4 protein-coding genes are annotated in these 5,040 nt (G+C 39.8%); 2 read left to right on the top strand and 2 right to left on the bottom strand.

Annotation, left to right across the window (positions count from 1 at the left end; genetic code table 11):
• Positions 1-162: 162 nt before the first annotated feature.
• Together rho and trxA are read right to left on the bottom strand one after the other, a co-directional pair.
• Positions 163-1,422, bottom strand: coding sequence for a transcription termination factor Rho (gene rho / locus QL998_RS20235; RefSeq protein WP_002960945.1), 1,260 nt, complete (start codon positions 1,420-1,422; stop codon positions 163-165).
• A gap of 186 nt (positions 1,423-1,608) precedes the next feature.
• Complete coding sequence (gene trxA, locus QL998_RS20230; protein ID WP_002960942.1) at positions 1,609-1,935, bottom strand: thioredoxin TrxA; 327 nt, start codon at positions 1,933-1,935, stop codon at positions 1,609-1,611.
• 91 nt (positions 1,936-2,026) lie between these two features.
• Between trxA and rhlB the strand changes: the two genes are divergently transcribed.
• Together rhlB and gppA are read left to right on the top strand one after the other, a co-directional pair.
• Entirely contained in the window at positions 2,027-3,304 is a 1,278-nt protein-coding gene (gene rhlB, locus QL998_RS20225; protein ID WP_024605918.1) for an ATP-dependent RNA helicase RhlB, read from the top strand.
• Positions 3,305-3,347: 43 nt separating this feature from the next.
• Positions 3,348-4,841 (top strand): guanosine-5'-triphosphate,3'-diphosphate diphosphatase, encoded by a 1,494-nt coding sequence (gppA, locus tag QL998_RS20220; RefSeq protein ID WP_024605917.1) that lies wholly within the window; start codon positions 3,348-3,350, stop codon positions 4,839-4,841.
• The last annotated feature ends 199 nt before the right edge of the window (positions 4,842-5,040 follow it).

Below are 5,040 nucleotides of genomic sequence, written 5' to 3'. Positions count from 1 at the left end.
TGCGACCATTTCTAATTCATGTTGTTGCGGGGTTTTATCTCTAAGCATAATGAACTCTCCAAATTCACTCTGCTTATTAGATCAAAGGGCTCGATCTGTGTCTAGCCCTTTTTCAACAGTCTGAAGCGCCTTAGGCGCTTTTTTTATTCAATTAAAACGCTTTTATTGGCGTCTCATCGAATCAAAAAATTCATCATTGGTTTTGCTCATCGATAGTTTATCGATTAAGAATTCCATTGCATCAATTTCTGACATGTCATGAACAATTTTACGTAAAATCCAAAGCTTTTGAAGCTCATCTGGTTTTGTTAGTAATTCTTCACGACGAGTGCCTGAACGATTAAAGTCGATAGCAGGGAATACACGTCTTTCCGCAATTTTACGGTTAAGGTGAAGTTCCATGTTACCAGTACCTTTAAACTCTTCGTAGATAACTTCATCCATTTTAGAGCCAGTGTCGATAAGCGCTGTAGCTATAATTGTTAAGCTACCACCTTCCTCAACATTACGTGCAGCACCAAAAAAGCGCTTAGGTTTGTGTAATGCGTTAGCGTCAACACCACCAGTAAGTACTTTACCTGATGAAGGAATAACGGTGTTATAAGCACGTGCTAAACGAGTGATTGAATCCAGTAAGATAACAACATCTTTTTTATGCTCAACTAAACGTTTTGCTTTTTCGATAACCATTTCGGCAACTTGTACGTGACGAGAAGCTGGCTCATCGAACGTTGATGCAATAACTTCGCCTTTAACGAGGCGTTGCATTTCTGTTACTTCTTCCGGACGTTCATCAATAAGTAAAACCATTAATGTTACATCAGGATGATTATGCGTAATTGATTGTGCAATGTTTTGAAGTAGCATTGTTTTACCCGCTTTTGGCGGAGCTACCAACAAGCCACGTTGGCCGCGGCCAATAGGAGATGCTAAATCAAGTACACGGGCTGTAATATCTTCTTTACTGCCGTTACCACGTTCCATGCGAAAACGTTCGTTTGCATGTAGTGGAGTAAGGTTTTCAAAAAGAATTTTAGTTCGAGAGTTTTCAGGTTTATCAAAGTTAACTTCATTTACTTTAAGTAAAGCAAAGTAACGTTCACCGTCTTTAGGTGGACGAATAAGACCTGAAATTGAATCGCCAGTACGCATGCTGAAACGGCGAATTTGGCTAGGTGAAACATAAATGTCATCTGGCCCAGCTAAGTAAGAGGCTTCTGATGATCTTAAGAAGCCGAAACCATCTTGTAAAATCTCTAATACACCGCCGCCGAAGATATTCTCTCCGCCTTTGGCATGGGATTTAAGAATGGCAAAAATGATATCTTGCTTTCTTAAGCGGGCTACGTTTTCGAGCCCCATGGACTCAGCTAAGTCTACAAGCTCTTTAATCGACTTGTCTTTTAATTCGCGTAAATGCATATTGGTGGGTTCTTTATTACAGTTGTCATACTCAAAATCGCTTTGATCGTTGAGTGAGGTTTGTTGAATATAACTAAGGATTAGTTGGCTTTATAAACTAGCAGTTCACTGGCAAAGCGTCCAGTCTTTATACAAAATAAATTTAAAAAAGGGCAAAAAAGCCCTTTTTATTGTTCTAGCTTACCGTTAGATGTTGTTTTCTAAAAACTCGATAAGTTGAGTTTTTGAAAGAGCACCTACTTTCGTTGCAGCTACTTGACCATCTTTAAAAAGAAGTAAAGTAGGGATACCACGAATACCAAATTTTGGCGGTGTGCCAGCATTTTGGTCAATATTTAATTTAGCAACAGTCACACGGCTGTCGTATTCATCAGCAACTTCGTGAAGAATAGGGGCGATCATTTTACAAGGTCCACACCATTCAGCCCAGAAATCTACTAGTACTGGTTTGTCTGATTGTAATACGTCAGCTTCAAAGCTATCGTCAGTAATTTGGATTATTTTCTCGCTCATTGCGCTCTCCGATTTAGTTAGGCGAAATATTTAGTGCGTATTTAAACACTCTTGTTTCTTATTGCAAGTTTAAACGTTATGCTTAAACGCTATGACTAAGACACATTTAACCGATAAAAAGTTTTCAGACTTTGCTATCGCACCGGAAGTGGTTGCCGGTTTAACCGAGAATGGGTTTGAATATTGCACACCTATTCAAGCAAAATGCCTACCTTTTATTTGTGATGGACGCGATATCGCGGGCCAAGCTCAAACTGGTACAGGCAAAACGTTGGCGTTTTTAACTGCCACGTGCCATCGGTTATTACAATCTAGCAAAGCACCTAGTAAACATCCAAGAGCCCTGATCATGGCCCCTACTCGGGAGCTTGCGATTCAGATACACAAAGATGCTAAAATTTTAGCGCCGCACTGTAATCTTAACTTAGGTTTAGTATATGGTGGCGAAGATTACGAAAAACAACGTGCACAACTAGAAAAAGGCGTTGATATTTTAATTGGTACTACAGGTCGCCTAATTGATCTGTATAAGCAAGGCTGTTACACCCTTAATGAAATTGAGGTAGTCGTGCTGGACGAAGCCGATCGTATGTTCGATTTAGGTTTTATCAAAGATATTCGCTATATGTTCGATCGCATGCCAGATACATCAAAGCGTTTAAACTTATTATTTTCTGCCACATTATCGTACCGCGTACAAGAATTAGCTTTTGAGCACATGACAAACCCAGAGCATGTTCAAATTGAACCTGACGTTAAAACGGGTAAACGTATTCAAGAAGAGCTATTTCATCCTTCGCAAGAAGATAAAATTAAGCTGTTGTTAACCTTAATTGAAGAAGAATGGCCAGAGAAAGCAATCGTGTTTGCAAATACCAAGCATAGTTGTGAAACAGTATATGCTTGGCTTAAATCAGACGGTCATCGTGTAGGTATGCTTACTGGTGATGTTAACCAGAAAAAACGCCAAACTATATTAGCGCAATTCAGCAAAGGCGAATTAGACTTTTTAGTTGCAACCGATGTTGCTGCGCGTGGTCTTCATATCCCAGAAGTAAGTCATGTATTTAACTTTGATTTACCTGATGATTGTGAAGATTATGTACACCGTATTGGTCGTACTGGTCGTGCTGGCGCATCAGGTCATGCAATTAGTTTTGCGTGTGAGCAATATGCATACAACCTGCATGAAATTGAAGAGTATATAGAGCACAGCATTCCTTTATCGCATTATGATAAAACAGCATTGCTAGATGATTTAACTCAGCCTATTATTCAAAGAAAGCGCAACTATTCAAATGGTCCACGTAATCGCAGTAATAACAGCGGACGTCGTCCAAATAATAGTTACCAAAAAGGACGGTCGTAAGCGACCGTTTGTATAAGCAGTAGTAACTAGAGGTTTTTGAACGGTGGGGCAACTTAAACCGCAAAAAAATGTATACGCAGTTATTGATTTGGGCTCAAATAGCTTTCATATGCTTATAGCCAAATCAATTGCTGGCGGTCTACAAACAATTGGACGTGTTAAACGCAAAGTCCGATTAGCCGCAGGGCTTGATAAAGATAACGTATTGAGCACTGAAGCAATGCAGCGAGGCTGGGAATGCCTTGCCCTTTTTGCTGAGCGTCTACAAGATATCCCAGATAAAAACATCACCATAGTAGCCACTGCTACCTTGCGCTTAGCGACTAACGCCGAAGTATTTAAAAATCATGCCGAGAAGATTCTTGGTCATAACATCAATGTTATTAGCGGAGAATTAGAAGCGCGCACAATTTATAAAGGTGTTGCCCATACTTCTTCTTGTACTGGTAAACAGCTGGTTATTGATATTGGTGGTGCAAGTACCGAAGTTGTAATTGGTAAGGCATTTGATGCCCTACATTACAAAAGCCTCAACATGGGGTGTGTTACTTATCTTGAACGCTACTTTAAAGATTGCCAACTAAGTAAGAGTAACTTTAACGCAGCAATAAAAGCAGCTCGTACAGTCATTGATGAAATTTCTCCAGAGTATAAAGCTGCTGGGTGGCAAATTGCATCTGGAGCTTCTGGTACAGTACAAGCAATTCAAGAAATTATGGTCGCGCAAAATCTTGACGACTTACTTACACTTGAAAAGCTCAACACTATAAAAGATCAAGCAATTGCATTTAGCACTATTGCAGCGCTAGACCTTCCTGGATTAAGTGAAGACCGTCGACTGGTATTTGTATCAGGACTCGCAATCTTAATCGCACTATTTGAATCTCTTGAAATAGAAAAAATGGGATTGGCGGGCGGGGCACTGCGTGAAGGTGTTTTATATAGCATGGTTCCGGAGTTTCATAATAACGATATTCGCAAACGCACAGTTGATGGGTTTATGAGTCGTTATCACGTTGATCAAAAACAAGCGTGTCGAGTTTCAAGCTTAGCTATGCAGTTAGCGGTAAATATTGATAAAGATTGGCCAATTGAAAGTTTAAATGGGTTACCACTATTAAAAGCGGTAGCGCAGCTTCATGAGATTGGATTACTAATAGAGTATAAGCAGTACCATAAACATACCGCTTATATTTTGGAAAATACCGATATGCCTGGTTTTTCACAGTCAGAGCATAAATTAATAGTAGCGGTAGCAGATGCACATCGATCTGATTTTCCAAAAGGCTGTTTTAATTCACTCGGGGTAAATAGTCTATTAGCGCAATATATAGTGAGATTACTACGAATATCAGTCATCTTATCAATGCGAAGACAAGATGATGTACTGCCTAAGTTTGAGTTAACTGCTAAAAATGAAGTGTTAGACCTTAAGTTTGAAAGTAACTGGTTAAAAGATCATCCATTAATGGCCAGCGAGCTACAACAAGAGTCTAAACAGCAAGGTAAACTTGGCTGGAAGCTCATAGTAAACTAACCAAAAAGGCCCATCAGGGCCTTTTTAGTGTTTAAAGTAACCATTTCGATGTAAATATGTGCGAACAGCACATTATTTCAAGTTTTCTTCAAAAAAGGGTTGATCTGTTTTCGGATCTCCCTATAATGCGACCCCACTGAGACGGGATATGGCGACGCGCAGCGGACAACGCATAGCGAGGCATGAACAACTCAGGGTG

The organism is Pseudoalteromonas sp. APC 3691 (assembly GCF_030408135.1).
Classification (GTDB): Bacteria; Pseudomonadota; Gammaproteobacteria; order Enterobacterales; family Alteromonadaceae; genus Pseudoalteromonas.
This window is presented reverse-complemented; position numbering and strand designations above follow the sequence as displayed.

Excerpts from the sequence above, each read along its gene's own strand:
- rho (WP_002960945.1), bottom strand. The coding sequence starts at position 1,422 with ATGCATTTACGCGAATTAAAAGACAAGTCGATTAAAGAGCTTGTAGAC.
- trxA (WP_002960942.1), bottom strand. The coding sequence starts at position 1,935 with ATGAGCGAGAAAATAATCCAAATTACTGACGATAGCTTTGAAGCTGAC.
- rhlB (WP_024605918.1), top strand. The coding sequence starts at position 2,027 with ATGACTAAGACACATTTAACCGATAAAAAGTTTTCAGACTTTGCTATC.